Here is a 21,289-nt window from a genome sequence, read left to right as displayed (position 1 = left end):
ATTCCTTACGATACGCCCTCATCAGTATTTTCCCTAACCGACACGGAACCACGCATGAATCCCGGAATCTCCACGGCCGCCTCGACGGCGGCCCCCCGCGAACCGGCCTGGGGCGCGGTATTCGCGATGACGCTCGGCGTCTTCGGGCTCGTCACGGCCGAATTCCTGCCCGCGAGCCTGCTGACGCCGATGGCCGACAGCCTTGGCGTGACCGAAGGCGTGGCCGGGCAGGCCGTCACGGCCACCGCGACGGTCGCGCTCGTCACAAGCCTGCTGATCTCGGCGCTGACGCGCACGATCGACCGGCGGCGCGTGTTGCTCGTGTTCTCGGTGCTGCTCGTCGCATCGAACCTGGCGGTCGCGTTCGCGCCCAACCTGGCAATGCTCCTGATCGGGCGCGTCGTGCTCGGCATCGCGCTCGGCGGCTTCTGGACGATGGCGACCGCCACCGCGATGCGGCTCGTGCCGACGGCGATGGTGCCGCGCGCGCTGTCGATCATCTTCAGCGGCGTGGCGGTCGCGACGATCGCGTCCGCGCCGATGGGCAGCTACTTCGGCCACCTGATCGGCTGGCGCAACGTGTTCCTGATCGCGGCCGTGCTCGGCGGCATTTCGTTCGTGTCGCAGGTCATCACGCTGCCGTCGATGCCGCCGAGCGGCACGACCCGGCTGCGCACGCTGATCGATGTGCTGCGCCGGCCGACCGTCGGCCTCGGGATGTTCGCGACGATCCTCGTGTTCACCGGGCACTTCGCGTTCTTCACATACCTGCGGCCGTTCCTCGAGCAGGTCGCGGGCGTCGGCGTGAACGGGCTGTCGGCGATCCTGCTCGGCTACGGCATCGCGAACTTCGTCGGCACGTCGCTCGCCGGCCGCGTGCTCGAACACCGGCTGCGGCCGATGCTGATCGGGATGCCCGCGCTGATGGTCGTGCTCGGCGTCGCGCTCGTCGCGCTCGGCCGCGCGCCGATGATCGACGCGGTGCTCGTCGCGTTGTGGGGGATGGCGTTCGGCGGCGTGCCCGTTGCGTGGTCGACGTGGGTCACGCGCACCGTGCCCGATGAAGCCGAAAGCGCGGGTGGGCTGATCGTCGCGGCGATCCAGCTTGCCATCGCGACGGGCGCGGCAGCCGGCGGCGTCGTCTTCGACGCGAACGGTGCGGCTGGCGTGTTCGTTGCCGCGGCCGTCGTGCTGGCCGTCGCGGTGGCGACGATCGTGACCGGCGTGCCGAAGCGTGTCGGCGTGGTGCCCGCGCTGGCGGAATAAGCGGTCCCGGTGAGGCGGGCGGCGCGATCGCGCATCGGCCCGCCGCTCAGCGCACCGGTGCGTGCGCGTCGAGCAACTGCCGGTGGCGCGCTTCGGTCGCATCGTCGGCGGGGAACATGCACTCCATGCGCAGCTCCTGCGCAGCGGCGCTTTGCGGCGTACCCACCGTCGTGACCAGCGAGAAGTAGCGCAGCACGACGCCTTCATGCACGAAGCCGATCGGGATGACCGGCAGCGACGGCGCGGCGGCAGGTGCCGGCGGCGATGTCCAGTCGCGCGGCGCATCGGGGGTGGCGAGCAGGTCGTCGAGGAGCTGCCGGGTATCGTCGTCGATCACGCGGCCGACCGATTCGCGATGCACGCGCTGCAGCAGGCTGCGCGACACCGTATCCCAGTCGGCCAGAAACGGCCGCATGCCGTGCGGATCGAACATCAGGCGCAGCAGGTTGCGCGGGCCGTCGCGCGCGGCCATGTCGATGAAGCAGCCGAAAAAGCGCGGCGCCGCGTCATTGGTCATCAGCACGTTCCAGTGGCGATCCATCACGATCGCCGGAAACGGATCGTGCTGGCGCACGACCCGTTCCAGCGCGCGGATCACGCCGTGCATCTCCTGCGCATCCCACGGCGCTTCCGAATACACGGGCGCATAGCCGGCCGCGAGCAGCAGCGCGTTGCGCTCGCGCAGCGGCACGTCCAAAGTCTGCGCGAGCGTCAGCAGCGTATCGCGGCCCGGCACGCTGCGCCCGCTTTCGATGAAGCTGATCTGGCGCTGCGAGATGCCCGCGTCGAGCGACAGGTCGAGCTGGCTCACGCCGCGCATGTCGCGCCAGTAGCGCAGCAACCGGCCCAGTTCGTGCGGCGGCGCGTGCCGATCGCGGCGGCTGGCGTTCATCGTGCCTCCCTGGGCGTTTCGTGAGCGATGCGAACGACTATATCGAACTCAAGCGGCGTGCGCATGCCACGCAAATTCGTCGAACGGTGCTTCGAGCGTGGGCCGCGTCACGCTGCCGACGTAGTTCGTGATCGTCGACGCGGCGACGACCGCGATCACTTCCAGCAACTGTTCGTCGCTGAAGCCGGCGTCGAGGAACGACTGCCGGTCGGCATCGGCCAGGCGGCCGCGGGTGTCGATCAGCTTGCGTGCCGTGGCCGACAGCGCGGCCAGTTGCGCGTCGCCGGGCAGGCCGCCGCGGCGGATCGCGTCGACGTCGGCGTGGGTCACACCCTGTTTCAGTGCAAGCGCGGTATGGAATGCGGCCGGCCACTCGCTCGCGTTCGTGACCGCGTTGGTGAGCAGGAGCGTCTGGATCTGCGGCTCGGTGAGGCTGCTGGCGTGCACGCGCTCGAACAGGCCGATGAAGCCGTTGATCAGCACCGGCGACGCGGCCATGGCCGCCGCGATGTTCGGGATCGTGCCGAAGGTTTGCTGGAGCTGCTGGAGCACGGGCTTCGATTCAACCGGTGCCGAGTCGATGGTGTGAAGCGGGTAGGCGGACATGATGTCTCCGGGGCGACGGGCGCCGCCGGAATGGCAGCGCGACACCCGAAGCGTAGGAGCGGCCGTGTCGTGCGCCAATTACATGGGATGTAATCGTTCGAGGTGCGCGCGAGGCCGGCCGTTCCGCGAAGCGCCTAGCCGCCTTGCCTGACCATCTCCGCCAGCGTCTTCATCGCCTGCAGGTACGGATACGGCCCGTGACTGATACGGGCCACGCCGTATTCCGCGAATTCGGCGAGGGTCGGTGTTTCCGTGACGCGCATCACGTTCACCGGCAGCGGCGACGCGGCCGTCAGCGCGCGAATGAGCGCCGGCGAGCGCAGCCCCGGCACGAAGAGCCCATCGGCGCCGGCCGCTGCGTACGCGCGTGCGCGGGCGAGTACGGCGTCGAGCAGGCGCTCGTCGTGCGTGTCGGTCGGCGCCTTGAAGAACACGTCGGTCCGCGCGTTGATGAAGTAGTCGGCGCCTGCGCGATCCGCAGCCTGTCGTGCTGCCGCGAGACGGGCTGCAGCGGCTTCGACGTCACGCAATTCGCCCGTCGCCGGGAAGCTGTCCTCGAGGTTGCAGCCGATCGCGCCGGCCTCGATGCTGAGCGCGATCGTTTCGGCGACATCTTCCGGCCGCTCGCCGTACCCGCTTTCGAGATCGACGGTGACGGGCAGGTCGGTCGTGCGCGTGATGCGCTCGAGTACCTCCATCATCAGCGCGCGCGGCATCTGCTCGCCGTCGACGAACCCGTTGGCGGCCGCGACCGACCAGCTGCCGGTTGCCAGCGCGACAGCGCCCGCGTCGGCCGCCGTGCGCGCGCTGCCGGCGTCCCACACGTTGAACAGCGCCAGCGGCTGGCCCGCGCGGTGAAGCGACCGGAAATACGCGCCTTTCTCATTGCTGCTCATGCCTGTGTCTCCTTGTTGAAAACCGGATCGGTCGTCGTGCCGAACGATACTGCCACCGAATCGAGCGCCGCGAGAAAATCGCGCGCGTCGAACAGCTCGCCGAGACTGCGCACGCCGCCCGATACCACCGTGTTGCCCGTGATCAGGCGCACGGCCGCCTCGACGATGATCGGTGCGCTGACCGCGTAGATGTCGCGCCCGGACGCCGTCGCGCGGTGCGTCGTGCCGCCTTGCACGACGATCGCGTCCATCGCGAACTGCTGTGCCGAGCGGCCGAGCGCGTCGGTTGGCTCGGGCGGCGGCGTGGCGGTATCGCGCACGTCGCGCAGCGCGAGTGTCGCGAGCCAAGATTCGATCGTATCGATGCGTAGGTGACGCGAGAGTGTCATCACTTCCGAAAACGGCAGCAGCGTGACGTCGACGGGGCCGATCGGCGGCGGGAACGGCCATGCGCGTTCGCGTGCGACCGACGGCACCGGTGTCGGCTTCCCGTCCTTCTGCACGAGCCGTACCGCGCGATTGCGTTCACCCGTCACGCGCGTGCCGCGCGTCGGGTGCCAGCGGTCGAGCCCGGTCGCGACATCGACGCGCTCGATCGGCTGGTTCTTGTCCACCACGGCCGTGACGAGCAGGTCGGCCAGGCCACCGTAGAACGCCGCGGCCGGCACGATGGTCACGCCCGCGGCACGTGCCCGCGCATCGCTGTGTTCGGCCAGCGCCAGCACCGACGGCTGCTCGGCGGTCAGGTCGAGATAGGGGATGCCGGCCCGCAGTGCGGCATCGGCCAGCGGCAGCGCCGTATCGAGGTACGGGCCCGCGCAGTTGATCACCGCATCCGCGCCGCGCAGCGCGGCGTCGAGCGCGGCCGGATCGTCGATCGCGGCGACGCGCGCGAGCGTCGCCTCGCCGCCGTTTTCCGCGAGCCGCGCGGCATCGCGGCCGATGCGGATCGCGCGCAGGCCGCGCCGTGCCAGTTCGGCGACGACAAACCGCCCGGTATGACCCGTGGCGCCATAGACTGCAACCGTCATTCGATCATCCATGATCAACTCCGATACAGAACGGTCTGTTTTATAGTACAGACCTGTAGCGTCGTCAACCCCGCGGTGCTATGATCGGCTCACTGTTGCGGTAAGGACGGCCAGCACGGCCGGGTCGGGATGAAAAAGGAAACAGGCACACCAGGGAACGCGCCCGATACGCGCGAACGCATTCTGCAAACGGCCAGCGAGCTGTTCTACCGGGAGGGCACGCGCGCGGTCGGCGTGGACCTGATCGTCGCGCAGGCGGGCGTTGCGAAGACGAGCCTCTATCGTCACTTCGCGACGAAGGACGACCTGATCGAAGCGTTCCTGCTGCGCGAGGACGCCGATTTCTGGGCGCATTGGGATGCGGTGGCCGCGCAGTACCGGCGCACGCCGCGTGAGGAACTGGATGCGCAGTTGCGATGGATCGGCGAGCGCATCGAGCGCCCCGGTTATCGCGGCTGCCCGCAGATCAACATCGCCGCCGAATATGCGGACGGCAATCATCCGGCCCGCAAGGTGGCCGTCGCGCACAAGCAGGAGCTACGGCGCCGGCTGACCGAACTGGCGGGTGCGATCGGTGTCGACGAACCGGAAACCTTCGCACTGCGGCTCGCGACCGTCATCGACGGCGCGCTGAGCAGCGGGCAGGCGCTGCATGCGCACGGGCCCGTGAATTTCCTGCAGGAATTCGCGCAACTACTGATGCCCAGGAAGGGCAGGAAGTAGGACGGCCGCTCGGTGTCAGGCGTGGTCGAAGAGCGTTGACACCCAGTCGACGAATACCTTGACCTTGGTGCTGTACCGTCGGCTGGGTGGATACACGGCATACACGGGCATCGGATCGGGCCGCCAGTCGGCGAGGATCGGCACGAGCTGCTTGCGCTCGATGAACGGCCGCACCATGAAGTTCAGCGTATGCACGATGCCGAGGCCATGCAGCGCGGTCGCGAGGTGGGCATTGCTTTCGCTGACGAGCAAGTCGTTGCGCGGGTGTTCCAGCGCGATCGTTTCGTCCGCGCGACGGAACCGCAGTGGCTGCACGACGCCCGTGCTCGCGGAAAAATAACCGACAACCGGCATGTGTCGCTCGACGATGTCGTGTGGGTGCGCCGGCGTACCGTGCCGCGCGAGATAGTCGGGACTCGCGCAGGTCGTCCACGCGAGCGAGCCGATCTGCCGGGCGATCAGCGCGGGATCGTCGGCCGAACTGCGAATGCCGCAGTCGATGTTTTCGGCGATGAGATCGACGGTGCGGTCGGTGACGCCGAGTTGCAGCCGGATATCGGGAAAGCGCGCACGGAATGCCGGGAGGTTCGGAACGAGGATGCCGCTGGCCGTCGACCCGCCCACGTCAATGCGAAGCGTGCCGCGCGGGCTGGCCTGCGCGCGACCGAGCGTCGCCTCGATATCGTCGAGTTCCGTCAGCAGCGGGCGGATGCGCTCGTAGTACGCGGCGCCGTCGGTCGTGACGCTGACGCTCCGGGTGCTCCGTTCCAGCAGCTTCACGCCGAGATGGGTTTCGAGCGACTTGACCCACTTGCTGACCGTCGCGTTCGGCATGTCCAGCGACAGCGCGGCGCGGCCGAAGCCGCCCGTTTCGACGACCCGCGCGAAGATCCGGATAGCCTGCAGATGATCCATCGCCCACCTCGAATAGGTTCATTGCATGTCATTGTGCACAGGCGTGGATAAAGAATCCACCGGGCCGCCTTTTATGGTCGATTCGTGTTCATTAGTCTTCAGCATGCGATCCACGACCTTGAAGGAGTACCTGAAAATGAACACCACGCCTTACATCAATATTCACGCGACGAAACATGCCGGCAAGGTGGCGCTGGTCACCGGTGGCAGCACGGGTATCGGGCTCGCGACGGCCAGGCGCCTGGCGCACGAAGGCGCGACGGTATTCGTGACCGGGCGGCGCCAGTCGGCGCTGGACGACGCCATTCGGGAGATCGGACATGGCGCACAGGCGATCCGGGGCGACATCGCGTCGGCGGAGGATGTCGCGAGGGTCATGGCCCGCATATCGGCGACGCACGGCAGGATCGACATCCTGTTTGCCAATGCAGGCGGCGGCGAGTTCACGCCGCTCGGTGACATTACCGAAGCACAGTTCGACAAATATTTCGGCATCAACGCGAAAGGGACGCTCCTGACCGTCCAGGGCGCACTGCCGCTGATGCCGGCAGGAAGCGCGATCGTGGTGACGGGATCGATCGCAGCCATGCAGGGCATTCCGGCGTTCGGCATCTATGCCGCGACGAAGGCGGCGCTGCGGTCGTTTGCGCGGACCTGGTCGTCCGATCTCAAGGGGCGCGGGATCCGCGTCAACGTCGTGTCGCCCGGCGTCATCGTCACGCCGGGCTACAAGTCGGAACTCGGGATGAGCGACGAGCAGATCGACGCGTACAGCAAGGAAGTCGCCGAAACGACGCCGCTCGGGCGCGTCGGCGAGCCGGACGAGATCGCCAAGGCAGTATCGTTCCTGGCCTCCGACGATGCGAGCTATATCACCGGCGTCGAGTTGTTCGTCGACGGCGGGCGCGCGCAGATCTGAACCTTGGGCTGAGCATCGGTGCAGCGGTGCGAGCCGATGCTCAGCGCTGTGCGGCCGGCTCCTGCGACAGCGCGCGCAACTGGCCGCGCAGCTGATCGACTTCCCCCGGGGCGAACGGCCGTTCGATCTCGGCGTGCGTCTGCTGCCACAGCGGAAACGCCTCGGCCAGCAGGTCGTGGCCGGCCTGCGTCAGTTCGAGCAGGCGGCTGCGCCGGTCGTCCGGATCCTGCGCGATCGTGACGAGGCCGCGCCGCTCGAGCGGCTTGAGCGCGGCCGTGAGCGTGGTGCGATCCATCGCGAGCAGCGATGCGACCGATTTCATCGGCGCCGGCTGCGGCCGGTTCAGCGACATCAGCAGCGAAAACTGGCCGTTGGTGAGATCCAGCGGGCGCAGCACATCGTCGAAGATCCGCGCAAGATTGCGCGCCGCGCGCTGCATGTGCAGGCACAGGCAGCAATCGCGCACCATCAGCGTCGTTTCGAAAGGGAGCTTTTCTTTTCGTGCCATGTTGCAATTGTGTTGATATCAACCTATCGTGTCAAGGTCGAGGCGCGGCAGCCTGTCGTGTCCGTCACCGGAGGAGACAGCATGAGTGCTCAACAGCAGTTGTATCTCGCGGTATTTCTCGGCACCCAGGATAGCCCGGCCATGAAGGCCTGGCTGGCGCTGCCGGAAGAGGCGCGGCGCACGCGCGAGCGCGACGGCATCGCCGCATGGCATGCATGGGTCGACCGGCATCGCGACGCAATCGTCGAGATGGGCGGGCCGCTCGGCAAGACGAAGACCATCGATGCGGCCGGCGTCACGGATACCGCGAACGCGATGAGCGGCTTCACCGTCGTGCGGGCCGACTCGCACGATGCGGCGGCCGCACTGTTCGAAGGCCATCCGCATTTCACGCTGTTCCCGGGCGTGGCGATCGACGTGATGCCGGTGCTGGCGATTCCCGGCGCGTGAACCCGGAGCGAGGCCACGCGTTGCGGATCGGCGAAGCGCCGTGGCCGGCATGCGGACATTTTTCCGACATTCTGGATGGAGACTGGCGATGAAGCTTTACGGATTTGCCGGCACCCGCTCGCAACGCGCGCTGTGGGGGCTGAAGGAGCTGGATGCCGATTTCGAGTTCGTCTCGGTGAACCTGCTCCAGGGCGAGCACAAGCGGCCCGAATTCCTGCGCCTCAATCCGGCCGGCAAGGTGCCCGTGCTGGTGGACGGCGACCTCGTGATTCCCGAATCGGCGGCGATCGTGCTGTATCTCGCGGACAAATACCCGGAAAAGGCGCTGCTGCCGGTCGATCCGGCGCTGCGCGCGGAAGCCTATCGGTGGGTGATGTTCGCGGTGACGGAGCTCGAGCAGCCGCTGTGGCGGATCACGCGGCATTCGTTCCTCTATCCGCCGGAGAAGCGCTCGCCGGCCGACATCGAACTGGCGCGCGAGGATTTCAGGACGATGGCCGCGATTCTGGACAAGCATCTGGAAGGGCGCGAGTTCATCGTCGGCGACACGCTGACGGTGGCCGATTGCGTGACGGCTTACCTGATCGACTGGGCCGGCGAGTGCAACCTGATCGAATCGTTCCCGCAGTTGCGTGCGTACCTCGAACGGTTGTATGCGCGGCCGAAGGCGCCGCAACGGATCGCGGAGGCGCGCAAGGCGGCGTGAATGTCGGGCGGTCGGTCATGGGCCGCCTTGCCTTGGCCGGCCGCTCCGTTTGTGCAGTCGGCGAGCGGCGGTCAGCCGCATTTCATGGCGGTGGAGCGTGCGTCGCGAACGCGGCGCACGCAGGCCCTCACGCTCGCGCTACGTCGTCAGGCCCGCCGAGCGCGCGACACAGCATCGACAGGTCGCTGAGCGTAAGGTGGGGCGTGGCGGCCTGCTGCTGCGCACGCTCCATTTCCGGATGCGTATCGCGAACCACCCACGCTGCCTGCAGCCCCGCGTTCAACGCACCGACGATGTCGAGGTGATAGTCGTCCCCGACATGCAGCAATTCCGACGGATGCACGTCGAGCGTTTCCGCCGCCGCATGGAATATCCCGGGCTCCGGCTTCGCGACCCCGAACGCTTGCGCGCTGAGCGTCGCACGAAAGAATTCACCGCCGCCGGTCAGCCGGAGATCCGCGTTGCCGTTGGTCACCGCGATCAACGGGAACCGCGCGCTCAACCACGCGAGCGCCGGCAACGCATCTTCATAGAATTCGACCCGGTTGCGCGCGGCAAAGAACGCTGCGTACGCACGCTCGGTGAGCGCGACATCTTCGTTCGCACGCTCCAGCGCAAGCCTGATCGATCCGATTCTCATCGCGCGGAAATCGCCGGCGATATCGGGGCGCAATAGTTCGTATTCCTCACGCAACTCGCTCAGTGCCTGCTGCGTGGGCAGCACGCTCGCGGTACCGGGCGCGTGCTCGATCAGCCACGCGCGAAGCGCCGCTTCGGCCCGTACGACGGACGGCCCGAACGGCCACAGGGTGTCGTCCAGGTCGAACGAGAGGGCGGAAACTTTGGTGAGACGCATGGCGATTGACGGGGAGTTTCGTTTACCAGGGCCACGGAATGGAGATTCCGGTGCCGTTTTCGAGGGCCTGTCGATACAGGAAGCGGGCGACGGTCAGGTCCTGAAGCGCCAGCCCGGTCATGTCGAAGACGGTGATCTCGTGCGGCGCGCGGTCGACCGACGCGGTTCCGGCGAGGATGTCACCGATTTCAGTGCGTGGCAAATCCGGCGCCCACTGGCACTCGCCGATGCTGCGCGCCTGATCGTGATCGTCCACGACGATGCGCGCGCGTTCCAGCACGCCCGCCGGAAGCTCGCGCTTGCCGGCCGTGTCGGCACCGACGCAGGTCAGGTGGGTGCCCGGCCGAACCGCATCCGCATCGAATAGCGCGCCGCCGCCCGGTGTTGCCGTGATGACCACGTCGCTATCGGCCACCGCGTCGTTCCGGTCGCGCGCCACGCCGATCGTGCATCGTTCCCGGAACGCCGATTCGAACTCCGGATCTGGCTTGCCGCTGACGTTCACGTACTGCACCGTGCACCGTTGCGGCAGCAGCCCGAGCGCGTAGTCGAGCTGGACGCGCGCCTGCACGCCGGTGCCGAATACGCAGATTCGCGTGCTGTCGCGCCGTGCGAGCAGTTGCAGCCCGAGGCCGCCGGCGGCACCGGTTCGCGCGGTGGTGATCGCGTTGCCGTCCATGATGCACAGCGGGCGGCCAGTGGCCGGGTCGAGCAGCGCGACGGTGGCCTGATGCGGTTCGCCGCCGAGCCCCCGGTTGCCGGGCCAGAACCCGGCCGCCTTGAAACCGAGCAGATCCTGGCGCGCGACGTCGCCCGACTTGATGCCGAATACGCCGCCGGTGTGCAGTTTCTCGCGGACCACCGGGAACACGCGCCCGGCGCGTTGACTGTGCAGCACGAAGGCTTCGCGAACCGCCGCCGTCACTTGAGTGGCATCCAGGGCGGGTTCGACGGCATCGCGGTCGAGAAGCAGGAGTCGGGCGTCTGTCGGCATGTTCGGGCAAGCGCTTTCGGCGCAACGCAAAGCTAGGGTATTTAAATTTTGTCCATATTTGGACAAATAGTCAATTAATTGGCGGAACGGTGCAGGCGGGCGGCGGTGCTCACCACCCGTAGAAGCGCGGCCACGTCTGCGCGCGGCCGTCTTCGTCGATGGCCTGATACTCGGGATGTTGCGCACCGGTAGCGCACGCGTGATTCGGCAGGATGCGCAGGCGGGTGCCGATCGGGAACCGTTGCGCGATGCCGGCGTCGGGCGAGCCCGCGTGCGACACGATTCCATGCTCCTGGTTGGCGGCGCTCATCACGTAGTCGCCGAGCACATCGCCGTGTTCGGTGCAGACCTGCCCGTAGCCGAAATCGCGCGCCTGACGCTGCGTGCCGCGGTCGCGGCTCATCGCCATCCAGCCTGCGTCGACGATCGCCCAGCCTTTCTCTTCCTGGTGCCCGATGACGGTGGTCAGCACCGACAGCGCGATGTCGGACAGGTCGCACACGCCGATGTTGTGCATCACGAGGTCGAACATCACGTACACGCCGGCACGCACCTCGGTGACGCCGTCGAGATGTTGCGCCGCGAGGGCGGTGGGGGTCGAACCGATACTCACGACCGGGCAGGGCAGCCCGGCGGCGCGCAGGCGTTCCGCCGCCCGCACGGTGCGGTTGCGCTCTTGTTCGGCGATGGTCGCCAGCGCTTCGGGCGTGTTGTATTCGTAGCTGGAGCCCGCATGCGCCAGCACCCCGCCGAGCACCAGCCCGCCGTCGACCAGCGCGCGGCCCACGTCGATCAGCAGGTCGGCGTCGGGCGGAATCCCCGAGCGGTGGCCGTCGACGTCGACCTCGATCCACACTTCGAAGCGCTCGCCATGCGCACGCCCGAATTCGGCGATCGCGTGCGCGGCGGGCAGGCTGTCGGCGACCAGCTTCAGGTCGCAGCCCTGCCGGCGCAGCGCGAGCGCCTGGCCCAGCTTCGCGGGCACCATGCCGACCGCGTAGACGATGTCGCGGATACCGTGCGCGAAAAACTGTTCGGCCTCCTTGAGCGTCGACACCGTGATGCCCTGCGCGCCTGCGGCGACCTGGGCATCGACGACGTGCGTGCATTTGGTGGTCTTGACGTGTGGCCGGAACCTGACGCCGAGCGCGTCCAGATGTGCCTGCATGCGGCCGATGTTGTGACGCATGCGGCCGACGTCGATCAGGGCGGCCGGGGTGTTGAGGGTTTGAAGGTCCACGGTGCGTTGCCTCGGAATGTTGCCGGTGCGAACACTGTAGATGCGTCGATGGGCTCCGTGTTTAACGCATGGCTAATGCGGCATTAAACACGGTTTAATCGACCGGATCGCGCGGGCCGCACGGGCCGTGGTGCGGCTCATGCCTTGCCGCGCCACGGCGGCGGGCTGAGAAACCGCGTCGCGGCTTCGAGAAACACCCGCTGCCGCGCGGAGCGGCCGGTGCGCGACGGCAGCAGCGCCGTCACCGGCGCGGGCGGCAGGTGCCAGTCGGGCAGCAACCGGACGAGCCTGCCGTTCGCCAGCAGCGGTGCGACGTCCCACTCGGAGCGCTCGACGATCCCGAGCCCGGCCAGCGCCCATTCCGTGATGACGGTACCGTCGTTGGAGGACAGCGCGCCGGTGACGCGGATCACTGCGGACCGGCGCGGTTCGCCCTTGACGTCGCCGCCCGACGAGAAGCGCCATCGCGGGACGTCCTCGTCGTTCTCGCGCAGGCACAGGCAGTCGTAGCGGGCCAGGTCGGACGGATGGTTCAATTCCTTGATGCGACGGGCATAGGCAGGGCTCGCGCATAGAAAGCGCTCGTTGGGCGCGAGCGGATACCCGATCCACGACGACGACTTGAGGCTGCCGACGTGCACGACCACGTCGGCTCCCGACGCGCTGGTCAGCGGGCTGTCCGACAGGTGGAGCGCGATGTCGAGTTTCGGGTGTGCGCGTTGCAGGTCGCGCACGATCCGCGCGACGTACTTTCGTCCGAAGCCGAGCGGGGCGACGACGCGAAGCGTGCCCCGCACGTCGCCGTGGTCGCCTGAAATGCTGACCGGCAGCGCCTCCACGCGCTCGAGAATGTCGACGGCCTCCTGGTACAGCCGTTGCCCTTCGTCGGTCAACGCGATCCCTTTCGGCTGCCGCACGGCGAGCCTGGCGTTCAATCGCGTTTCCATCCGCTGCAGGCGAATCGTGACCGCGGGCGGCGTGAGATCGAGCAGCCGGGCGGCCGCGGCCAGCGAGCGTGACGTGCCGATCGCGCGTACGAGTCGTAGGTCGTCGAGGTCGAGCATTTCATGTCTCTTAATGCTGATGATGCAGGGCATTAAACCGCATATCACGCGTGGTAGCCATCGAGGCGGCGGAGCGCGGCGGCGCTCCCGATGTCGACGGTTTAAAGAATCGTCGCACCGAGCCGATATAGAGGCGATGTCCGGCCTTTTGTGCATCGTGCCCAGACCAGCACGGTGCGTGCCGCGGAAGGCTGCGACCTATTCCAACGAAAACAATGGAGCGTCTCACCTTATGAAGTCCGTCTTTACCCGTCCCTTGGCAGGCCGTCTCGCCATCGTCGTCGCAGCTGCTTCGCTCGCCGCGTGCGGCGCGACGAATCCGCTTCAGCAGGCTGGCCAGGGGATCATGGGCGCCCTGACGTCCGACGCGGGCCGGACCGACGTGTCGAGCCAGAAGCCGGTCGTCCTGAAGATTCCGAACGATCCCGGCATCCAGCCGCGCAAGGTTGCGCCGTATTCGACGGTCATCGTGCGCGACGTCGGTTACGACAGCCGTAGCGTGCAGGTCATCGCGAACGCGCAATACTACCGGCTTCGCTTCGAGAACCTGACGCCAGGCTCGTTCGTCGTGCATGCGCGTACGGACAACGGCGTCGCCGGTTCGGGGGTGAAGTACGACGTCAACTTCAACGTGCAGGAATCGCCGAAGGGGTATCAGGTCGGGTTTCAGCCGATGACCCGCAATGCCTACCAGCAGGGACTGATCGGCAAGTTCCCGGTGCCGAACTTCAACGACGCGGACCTGCGCACGCAATTGACTTCGCTGCAGATCGTTTACCGCTTCGAGGTGGATTCGCCGTACAACTCGGAATCGGTGACCGCGAACTTCATGCGTCTCGCGCGCCCGATGACCGCGCGACAGGGCTGGGCCGACCCGGTGACGGGGAAGATCTACAGCAGCTACTTCGTGTCCACGCTGCATGGCCGCGACATGACGTATGTCACGCAGGTGTATCCGTACCACAACGGGTCGAAGGCGGTGATCACGGCAGTGATCACCGGCGTCGAAACCGCGCCGGATACGGTCGACTTCGGTGTACTGATCAACGACGCGCGTCACATGCTCGAGACCATCGCGAAGTCCTGATCGCCTGATCGCCGGCAGCACCCCCGGGTCACGCGTGCAACCCGAAAATCAGCGACCGATGCGCGGCGACCCCGGCCATCACGCCTGACGCCGACGCGAACGTCGCGTTGGTCATCGGCGTCGACGCGTCGCCGGCCACGAACACGCCGGCGACGCTCGTCTCTTTCCCCGCGTCGACGCGAACGACCGCGCCGAGCGGCCCGTCCTCGAACGCACAGCCGAGCTGCTGCGCGAGATCGCTCGCCATGACCGTACGCGCGCCGACGAACAGCGCATCGATCGGCACGACCTGCCCGTCGGCGAGCCGCAACGCTTCGATCCGCGGCGCGTCGCCGAGGATCTCAACGACCGGCGAGCGCTCGATGCGTACGCCACGCGCATCGAGCAACGCGGCTTCTTCCTGATTCGCCTCGACCACGCCCTGCGTGAACCACGTCGTCGGGCCCCAGTCCGGAATCAGGATCGCCTGGTGCACGGACAGCGGATGTGTGGCGAGCACGCCGAGCCGCTGACCGCTCACCTCGTACCCATGGCAATACGGACAATGCAGCACGCTGACGCCCCAGCGTTCCGCAAGCCCCGGCAGCGCGGGCAGTTCGTCGCGGATGCCGGTCGCGAGAATCAGCCGGTCGGCGCTCGCGCGGCTACCGTCGGCGAGCGTCACGTGAAAGCGCCCGTCGGCATCGCGCTCGGCCGTGCGCACGTCGCCTTCGATCCGCTGCACGGTCGGATACGCGGCGAGTTGCGCGGCGGCTTCCTCGACGATCTGCGCGGGCGGCTTGCCGTCCTGCCCGAAGAAGCCGTGCGCGTGCGCGGCAAAGCGGTTGCGCGGCCGGCCGGCGTCGATCACGAGCACGCGGCGGCGCGCCCGCGCAAGCTGCATCGCGGCCGACAGCCCCGCAAAGCTGCCGCCGATCACGATCACTTCATGATGGTCATGCATGCACCTGCTCCTTTCCTGAACCTGCGTGAATGACGGACGTGTTCCGATGGCGGCCAACTCATGAAACACGAGAAGTTGCATGATAGGGCGATGGTATCATTCACGCAACTTCAAAAGTTTCGAGAGAGAGGGGCGCCGCCCGTGAGAACCGATAGCCGTTTGTCGCGCATGCTGCACGTGCTGATCCACATGGACCAGGCCGACGGCCCGCTGACCTCGGAGACGATCGCGACGATGCTGGGCACGAACCCGGTGGTCGTGCGACGCCTGCTCGGCGGTTTGCGCGACCACGGCTACGTGCAGTCGGAGAAGGGGCATGGCGGCGGGTGGGTGCTGAGCGTCGCGCTCGACGACATCACGCTGCTCGACGTCTACGGCGCGGTGGGCGAGCCGCCGCTGTTCTCCGATCTCGTCACCGACGACGAGGCCGAATGTTTGGTCGAGCAGGCCGTCAACGCGCACCTGTCGGCCACGCTGAAGGAGGCCGAGACGACGCTGCTCGCACGCTTCGGCGAAGTCACGCTCGGCATGCTGTCGCGCGATTTCGAAGCGAAGGCGGCCCGGCGGCGCAAGCCGCGCTGACGCGCTGCAGCATCGCGGCCGGGCGCGGCCGCCGTGCGTGCCGGCGCGGCCGAAACCGTCGCGCCGCGATGTTCTGTCCCCCAACTTCTGCCCGGTTCGCCCGCCACAGGGCAAAATACGGGTTTTCCGCACCCGCGAGGGCGCGACCGAATCACGCGCCGGGCGGCGCCAGTGCGCAATCCGCACGCCGCCGCCGGGCGCCCAGGCAAGATCGCTCGCCATGTCGCGAGCCCACAGGAGTCCAGACCCCATGCCCGAATCCAACCTGTCCTTCTTCGGCCGGCTGTCGCTGGCCGTCGGCACGTTTTTCTCCGTGCTCGGCAACCGCGAGTTCGCGGCCGGCGTGCTGCGCGTGCGCGATGGCGCCCCGGCCCCGGTCGTGCCGACCCCGGCCCCGGCTGCCGCACCCGTTGCACCGGCACCCGCGCCCGTGAAGGCGCCGGCGCCCGAGCTGCGCGAAGCGAGCCCGCAAGCCGCGCTGCAACTGCTCGGCCTGCTGCAGCGCGATGCGCGCTTCATCGATTTCGTCGAGGAAGACATCGCCGGCTACGCGGACGCCGATATCGGTGCGGCCGCGCGCCTCGTGCACGACGGCTGCCGTGCCGCGCTGCGCGAACACTTCACGATCGTGCCGGTGCGCGACGAAGCCGAAGGCAGCCGCGTGACGCTGCCGGCCGGCTTCGACGCGACGGCCGTGCGCGTGACGGGCAACGTGGTCGGCTCGGCGCCGTTCACGGGCACGGTCAGCCATCGCGGCTGGCGCGTGGCCGACGTGCGCCTGCCGAAGCTGACGGGCAGCCACGACGCCTCGGTCGTCGCACCGGCGGAGGTGGAACTGTGAGCGATCCGCGCTATTCGATCGGTATCGATCTCGGTACGACCCACTGCGCGCTGTCGTATGTCGACAGCGCCGCGAGCGACGGCGAAACCATCACGCAGCAGGTGCTGCCGATCGCGCAGCTCACAGCGCCCGGCGCGCTGGAGTCGCGCGACCTGCTGCCGTCGTTCCTCTACCTGCCGCATGAAAGCGAACTGACGCAGGGCGACCTGACGCTGCCGTGGACGGCCTCGCGCGCCTTCGCGGTCGGCGAGATGGCGCGCACGCGCGGCGCCGGCACGCCGATCCGCCTCGTGTCGAGCGCGAAGAGCTGGCTGTGCCACCCCGGCGTCGACCGCCGCGCGGCGATCCTGCCGAGCGACGCGCCGCCGGAAGTGTCGCGCGTGTCGCCGCTGGAAAGCTCGATCCGCTACCTGTCGCACCTGCGCGAAGCGTGGGACCACGCGCATCCCGACGCGCCGTTCGCCGACCAGGACGTGACGGTCACGATTCCCGCGTCGTTCGACCCGGCCGCGCGCGAGCTGACGGCCGAGGCCGCACGCGCCGCCGGCTATTCGCGGATGACGCTGCTGGAAGAGCCGCAGGCCGCGCTGTACAGCTGGATCCAGAAGAGCCAGGGCGGCTGGCGCAAGCAGGTGCAGGTCGGCGACCTGATCCTGTGCGTCGACGTCGGTGGCGGCACGACCGACCTGTCGCTGATCGCGGTGGTCGAGCGTGACGGCAATCTCGAGCTGCATCGAGTGGCGGTCGGCGAGCACATCCTGCTCGGCGGCGACAACATGGACCTCGCGCTCGCGCACGTGGTCGCGCGCAAGCTTGCGCAGCAGGGCACGCAGGCCGATCCGTGGCAACTGCGGGCGCTGACGTACGCGTGCCGCTCCGCGAAGGAAACGCTGCTGTCCGATCCGTCGACCGACGCGGTGCCGCTCGTCGTGCCGAGTCGCGGCTCGAAGCTGATCGGCGGGTCGATCCGCACGGAGCTCACCCGCGCGGAACTCACGCAGACGATCCTCGAAGGCTTCTTCCCGCAGGTCGACGCCGCCGCGCGCCCGGTGAGCCGCGCACGGGTCGGCCTGACGCAGCTCGGCCTGCCGTATGCGCAGGACGCGGGCATCACGCGCCATCTCGCGGCGTTCCTCGGCCGCCAGGTCGCGGCGCTCGACTCGCTCGAAGGCGTGCAGCGCACGCTGCCGCAGGGCGCGACGTTCCTGCACCCGACCGCCGTGCTGTTCAACGGCGGCGTGTTCAAGTCGACGCTGCTCACGCAGCGCGTGCTCGACACGCTCAACAGCTGGCTCGCCGCCGAAGGCGCGCCGCCCGCACGCCTGCTCGAAGGCGCGGATCTCGATCTCGCGGTCGCGCGCGGCGCGGCGTATTACGGCTACGTGAAGCGCGGCCGTGGCGTGCGCATTCGCGGCGGCACGGCGCGTGCGTACTACGTCGCGATCGAATCGGCGATGCCCGCGGTGCCGGGTCTCGAACCGCCGGTGCAGGCGCTGTGCGTCGCGCCGTTCGGGATGGAGGAAGGCTCGGACGCGGCGCTGCCGCCGCAGGAGTTCGGCCTCGTCGTCGGCGAACCGGTGCAGTTCCGCTTCTTCGGTTCGTCGGTGCGCCGCCAGGACCAGGTCGGCACGCTACTCGACTACTGGTCGGCGGAAGAGCTGCAGGAGCTTGAAGAAATCCAGGCGACGCTGCCCGCCGAAGGGCGCACGGTCGGCGAAGTCGTGCCGGTGAAGCTGCATGCGCGCGTGACCGAAGCCGGCACGCTCGAACTCGAGGCGATCCCGAGCGGCACGAACGAGCGCTGGAAGGTCGAGTTCGACGTGCGCGGCGCCGCCTGAGCACGATGAAGCGCTATACGGTCGGGATCGACCTCGGCACGAGCAATACGGTCGTCGCATACGTCGAGGCCGGTTCCGACGCGATCCGCGTGTTCGACGTCGAGCAGCTGGTCGGCCCCGGCGCGGTGGCCGCGCAGCCGCTGCTGCCGTCGGTGCGCTATCACCCGGCGGCCGGTGAGCTCGCGGCGGACGCGTTGAGGTTGCCGTGGCACGCGGCCGGCGCGCGCGACGCGGCCACCCGTTCGGGCGGCGGCCGTGACGGCGGGGCAGTCGGTCGCGACAGCGGCGCTGGTGACACGTTGCCGCCCGTGATCGGCCGCTATGCGCGCACGCTAGGCGCGCAGGTGCCGGGCCGGCTCGTCACGAGCGCGAAGAGCTGGCTGTCGCACGCAGCGGTCGACCGGCTCGCGGCGATCCTGCCGTGGGGCGCGGCCGACGGCGTCGACAAGGTGTCGCCGGTCGACGCGAGCGCGAGCTATCTCGCGCACGTGCGCGACGCGTGGGACGCCCATTTTCCCGATGCGCCGCTCGCGAAGCAGGACGTGATCCTGACGGTGCCCGCGTCGTTCGACGACGGCGCGCGCGCACTGACCGTCGAGGCAGCGCGACGCGCGAAGCTGCCCGCGCTGCGGCTGCTGGAAGAGCCGCAGGCCGCGTTCTACGACTGGTTGTACGGCCAGCGCGACACGCTGCGCGATACGTTTGCCGCCGCGCGGCGCGTGCTGATCTGCGACGTCGGCGGCGGCACGACCGACCTCACGCTCGTCGATGTCGCGCCGGGCGACGACGGCGAGCCGGCCTTCACGCGCGTCGGCGTCGGCAATCACCTGATGCTCGGCGGCGACAACATGGACCTCGCGCTCGCGCGCCTGGTCGAGACGCGGCTGACCGAGCCCGGCACGCGGCTGTCGGCCGCGAGCCTGTCGCAGCTCGTCGAGCGTTGCCGCGCGGCGAAGGAGCGGCTGCTCGGCGACGATGCGCCGGCGTCGGTCACCGTCACGCTGCTCGGCGCGGGCAGCAAGCTCGTCGGCGGCGCACGCTCGGCCGAGCTGACGCGGCAGGAAGTCGAGCAGATCGTCGTCGAAGGTTTCTTTCCGCAGGTCGAAGCGGGCGAGTTGCCGCGCCGTGCGCGCGCCGCGATCGTCGAATTCGGGCTGCCGTATGCGAGCGACGCGGCCGTCACACGGCACGTCGCCGCGTTCCTGAACCGTCATGCGGAAGGCCCGCTGCCCGACACGCTGCTGCTCAACGGCGGCGTGTTCCGCGCGGGTGCGCTCGCCGGCCGTCTCGCGCAGACGCTCGGCGCGTGGCGCGGTGCACCGCTCGACGTGCTGCACAACGCGCATCCGGACGTGGCCGTCGCACGTGGCGCGGTTGCGTACGGGCTCGCGCGTGCCGGGCATGCGCCGCGCATCGGCGGCGGGTCCGCGCGCAGCTATTTCCTCGTGCTCGACGACGGCGCGGCCGATTCCGCCGCGCGTGGCGTCTGCCTGCTGCCGCGCGGCGCGGAAGAGGGCCGCGAGATCCGGCTCGACGATCGCACGTTCGCATTGCAGCTCGGGCAGCCGGTGCGTTTTCACCTCGTGTCGACGGTGGCCGAGACCCAGTATCAACCCGGCGATCTCGTCGATCTCGACGGTGGCGATTTCGTGCGGCTGCCGCCGATCGCGACGGTCGTCGACCGGCAGGCAGGCAGCGATGCGCGCGAAACGCCCGTGAAGCTCACTGCGTCGCTGACCGAGGTCGGCACGCTTGAAATGCACTGTATCGCGACCGACGATGCAGCGCGCCGCTGGCGGCTCGAATTCCAGTTACGCGGCGATTCGCCGGTTCACGGCGAGGATGCGGGGCCCGCGCGGCATCCGCGGCTCGACCAGGCGATCGAGCTGATCGAGCGCTCGTTCGGCAGCAAGGCCGCGGATGTCACGCCGAAAGACACGCGCCGGCTGCGCGCGCAACTCGAGCAGCTGCTCGGCGCGCGTGAAGCGTGGGACGTTGCGCTCGCGCGAGAACTGTTCGATGCGCTGCTCGCACGCGCACGTCGCCGCCGACGTTCGGCCGATCACGAGCGCGCGTGGCTGAACCTCGCCGGCTATTGCCTGCGTCCGGGTTTCGGTCATCCGCTCGATGCATGGCGCATCGAGCAGCTGTGGCCGCTGTTCGACGACGGGATCCAGTACGTGACCGACGGCCAGGTATGGTCCGAGTGGTGGACGCTGTGGCGGCGCGTGGCCGGCGGCCTCGACGACGATGCGCAGACGCAGGTGCGCGACGCGATCGCGTTCCTCGAACCGTCCGACGACAAGCGGCGCAAGTTGCCGTTCGATCCGGGCAAGGTCGGCCCGGCCGACATGACGCGGCTATCCGCGTCGCTCGAACGGTTGCCGGTCGAGCGCAAGGTCGAACTGGCCGGGCGCCTCATCGCGCAACTGCAGAAGCCTGCCGAGCGGGCGCTGTGCGCATGGGCACTCGGGCGCATCGGCGCGCGCCGGCCGTTTTACGGCAGTGCGCACAGCGTCGTGCCGGCGGACGTCGCCCATGGCTGGCTCGATGCGCTGTTCGCGCTCGACTGGAAGCAGGTCGAGCCGGCCGCGTTCGCGGCCGCGCAGATCGCGCGGATGACCGGAGACCGTTCGCGCGATTTGCCGGACGATACGCGCGAGGCCGTGATCAAGCGCTTGTCGGCCGCGAATGCGTCGGCCGCGTGGATCGACATGGTGCGCGAGGCAATCGCGTTCGACGAAGCCGACACGGTGCGCGTGTTCGGCGAGACGCTGCCGGCCGGGTTGAAGCTGCTGGCGGGGTGAGGGAAGTGCCACGGATGCGCCGGTTTCGTTCGCAAGCCGAAGCATTCCACGGGATGGTTGGCGCAGGCTGGCTTCAGCCGATGCGTCAATGCGCTTCGAATACGAAAACGGCTGCCGTTGCATCG

The 21,289-nt window shown here is 68.5% G+C and carries 21 protein-coding genes; 10 read left to right on the top strand and 11 right to left on the bottom strand.

Annotated elements, in window-relative coordinates; genetic code table 11:
* The first annotated feature begins 54 nt into the window (after nt 1-54).
* Complete coding sequence (locus tag ACPTTF_RS29875) at nt 55-1,266, top strand: MFS transporter (protein WP_166954738.1); 1,212 nt, start codon at nt 55-57, stop codon at nt 1,264-1,266.
* Between the two features lie 46 nt (nt 1,267-1,312).
* On the opposite strand, the gene ACPTTF_RS29870 is transcribed toward ACPTTF_RS29875, so the two are convergent.
* The 4 genes from ACPTTF_RS29870 to ACPTTF_RS29855 all read right to left on the bottom strand — a co-directional run bounded on the left by ACPTTF_RS29870 (nt 1,313) and on the right by ACPTTF_RS29855 (nt 4,703).
* Nucleotides 1,313-2,158 (bottom strand): helix-turn-helix transcriptional regulator, encoded by an 846-nt coding sequence (locus ACPTTF_RS29870; RefSeq protein ID WP_423369329.1) that lies wholly within the window; start codon nt 2,156-2,158, stop codon nt 1,313-1,315.
* 48 nt (nt 2,159-2,206) lie between these two features.
* Complete coding sequence (locus ACPTTF_RS29865; protein WP_166954734.1) at nt 2,207-2,764, bottom strand: carboxymuconolactone decarboxylase family protein; 558 nt, start codon at nt 2,762-2,764, stop codon at nt 2,207-2,209.
* Nucleotides 2,765-2,898: 134 nt separating this feature from the next.
* Nucleotides 2,899-3,660, bottom strand: a complete 762-nt coding sequence (locus ACPTTF_RS29860; protein ID WP_423369328.1) for an isocitrate lyase/PEP mutase family protein — start codon at nt 3,658-3,660, stop codon at nt 2,899-2,901.
* Complete coding sequence (locus tag ACPTTF_RS29855; RefSeq protein ID WP_423369327.1) at nt 3,657-4,703, bottom strand: saccharopine dehydrogenase family protein; 1,047 nt, start codon at nt 4,701-4,703, stop codon at nt 3,657-3,659. The genes ACPTTF_RS29860 and ACPTTF_RS29855 overlap by 4 nt, the downstream gene beginning before the upstream one ends.
* A 117-nt stretch (nt 4,704-4,820) precedes the next feature.
* Between ACPTTF_RS29855 and ACPTTF_RS29850 the strand changes: the two genes are divergently transcribed.
* Complete coding sequence (locus tag ACPTTF_RS29850; RefSeq protein WP_423369326.1) at nt 4,821-5,414, top strand: TetR/AcrR family transcriptional regulator; 594 nt, start codon at nt 4,821-4,823, stop codon at nt 5,412-5,414.
* Nucleotides 5,415-5,429: 15 nt separating this feature from the next.
* Here the strand turns inward: ACPTTF_RS29850 and ACPTTF_RS29845 are convergent, their stop codons facing one another.
* Nucleotides 5,430-6,329, bottom strand: a complete 900-nt coding sequence (locus ACPTTF_RS29845) for a LysR substrate-binding domain-containing protein (RefSeq protein WP_423369325.1) — start codon at nt 6,327-6,329, stop codon at nt 5,430-5,432.
* 136 nt (nt 6,330-6,465) lie between these two features.
* On the opposite strand from ACPTTF_RS29845, the gene ACPTTF_RS29840 reads away from it, so the two are divergent.
* Nucleotides 6,466-7,248, top strand: coding sequence for a glucose 1-dehydrogenase (locus tag ACPTTF_RS29840; RefSeq protein ID WP_423369908.1), 783 nt, complete (start codon nt 6,466-6,468; stop codon nt 7,246-7,248).
* Nucleotides 7,249-7,288: 40 nt separating this feature from the next.
* Here ACPTTF_RS29840 and ACPTTF_RS29835 read toward each other — a convergent pair whose 3' ends face one another.
* On the bottom strand, nt 7,289-7,756 hold the full coding sequence (locus ACPTTF_RS29835; RefSeq protein ID WP_423369324.1) for a MarR family winged helix-turn-helix transcriptional regulator: 468 nt from the start codon (nt 7,754-7,756) through the stop codon (nt 7,289-7,291).
* Between the two features lie 81 nt (nt 7,757-7,837).
* Between ACPTTF_RS29835 and ACPTTF_RS29830 the strand changes: the two genes are divergently transcribed.
* Complete coding sequence (locus tag ACPTTF_RS29830; protein ID WP_423369323.1) at nt 7,838-8,206, top strand: hypothetical protein; 369 nt, start codon at nt 7,838-7,840, stop codon at nt 8,204-8,206.
* An 88-nt stretch (nt 8,207-8,294) separates the two neighbouring features.
* A complete protein-coding gene (locus ACPTTF_RS29825; protein ID WP_166954725.1) occupies nt 8,295-8,912 on the top strand; it encodes a glutathione S-transferase family protein in 618 nt (205 codons plus the stop codon).
* A 127-nt stretch (nt 8,913-9,039) separates the two neighbouring features.
* On the opposite strand, the gene ACPTTF_RS29820 is transcribed toward ACPTTF_RS29825, so the two are convergent.
* The 4 genes from ACPTTF_RS29820 to ACPTTF_RS29805 all read right to left on the bottom strand — a co-directional run bounded on the left by ACPTTF_RS29820 (nt 9,040) and on the right by ACPTTF_RS29805 (nt 13,066).
* Complete coding sequence (locus ACPTTF_RS29820; RefSeq protein WP_423369322.1) at nt 9,040-9,768, bottom strand: HAD family hydrolase; 729 nt, start codon at nt 9,766-9,768, stop codon at nt 9,040-9,042.
* A gap of 22 nt (nt 9,769-9,790) precedes the next feature.
* Complete coding sequence (locus ACPTTF_RS29815) at nt 9,791-10,762, bottom strand: ornithine cyclodeaminase family protein (RefSeq protein WP_423369321.1); 972 nt, start codon at nt 10,760-10,762, stop codon at nt 9,791-9,793.
* Between the two features lie 109 nt (nt 10,763-10,871).
* Entirely contained in the window at nt 10,872-12,002 is a 1,131-nt protein-coding gene (locus ACPTTF_RS29810; protein WP_423369320.1) for a DSD1 family PLP-dependent enzyme, read from the bottom strand.
* 137 nt (nt 12,003-12,139) lie between these two features.
* Complete coding sequence (locus ACPTTF_RS29805; protein WP_423369319.1) at nt 12,140-13,066, bottom strand: LysR substrate-binding domain-containing protein; 927 nt, start codon at nt 13,064-13,066, stop codon at nt 12,140-12,142.
* A 232-nt stretch (nt 13,067-13,298) separates the two neighbouring features.
* Between ACPTTF_RS29805 and ACPTTF_RS29800 the strand changes: the two genes are divergently transcribed.
* On the top strand, nt 13,299-14,153 hold the full coding sequence (locus ACPTTF_RS29800) for a hypothetical protein (protein ID WP_423369318.1): 855 nt from the start codon (nt 13,299-13,301) through the stop codon (nt 14,151-14,153).
* Between the two features lie 28 nt (nt 14,154-14,181).
* Here ACPTTF_RS29800 and ACPTTF_RS29795 read toward each other — a convergent pair whose 3' ends face one another.
* The gene (locus ACPTTF_RS29795; protein ID WP_423369317.1) at nt 14,182-15,096 is read right to left on the bottom strand and encodes an NAD(P)/FAD-dependent oxidoreductase; all 915 of its coding nucleotides are present in this window, start codon (nt 15,094-15,096) and stop codon (nt 14,182-14,184) included.
* Nucleotides 15,097-15,237: 141 nt separating this feature from the next.
* On the opposite strand from ACPTTF_RS29795, the gene ACPTTF_RS29790 reads away from it, so the two are divergent.
* From ACPTTF_RS29790 to ACPTTF_RS29775, 4 genes are all read left to right on the top strand, one after another.
* Nucleotides 15,238-15,678 carry an Rrf2 family transcriptional regulator gene (locus ACPTTF_RS29790; protein WP_059556170.1) on the top strand — a complete coding sequence of 147 codons (441 nt, stop codon included), beginning with the start codon at nt 15,238-15,240 and terminating at the stop codon, nt 15,676-15,678.
* 250 nt (nt 15,679-15,928) lie between these two features.
* Nucleotides 15,929-16,519: a DUF2760 domain-containing protein gene (locus tag ACPTTF_RS29785; protein ID WP_322082299.1), complete on the top strand. Its 591-nt coding sequence runs from the start codon at nt 15,929-15,931 to the stop codon at nt 16,517-16,519.
* A complete protein-coding gene (locus ACPTTF_RS29780; protein ID WP_166954709.1) occupies nt 16,516-18,357 on the top strand; it encodes an Hsp70 family protein in 1,842 nt (613 codons plus the stop codon). Before ACPTTF_RS29785 ends, ACPTTF_RS29780 begins: the two co-directional genes overlap by 4 nt.
* Before the next feature lie 5 nt (nt 18,358-18,362).
* Nucleotides 18,363-21,164 carry an Hsp70 family protein gene (locus ACPTTF_RS29775; protein WP_423369316.1) on the top strand — a complete coding sequence of 934 codons (2,802 nt, stop codon included), beginning with the start codon at nt 18,363-18,365 and terminating at the stop codon, nt 21,162-21,164.
* The last annotated feature ends 125 nt before the right edge of the window (nt 21,165-21,289 follow it).

This window comes from Burkholderia crassaminum, from assembly GCF_964265005.1.
GTDB lineage: Bacteria > Pseudomonadota > Gammaproteobacteria > Burkholderiales > Burkholderiaceae > Burkholderia.
The sequence above is the reverse complement of the archived record's forward strand: the minus strand, read 5'-3'. Positions and strand labels throughout refer to the sequence as shown.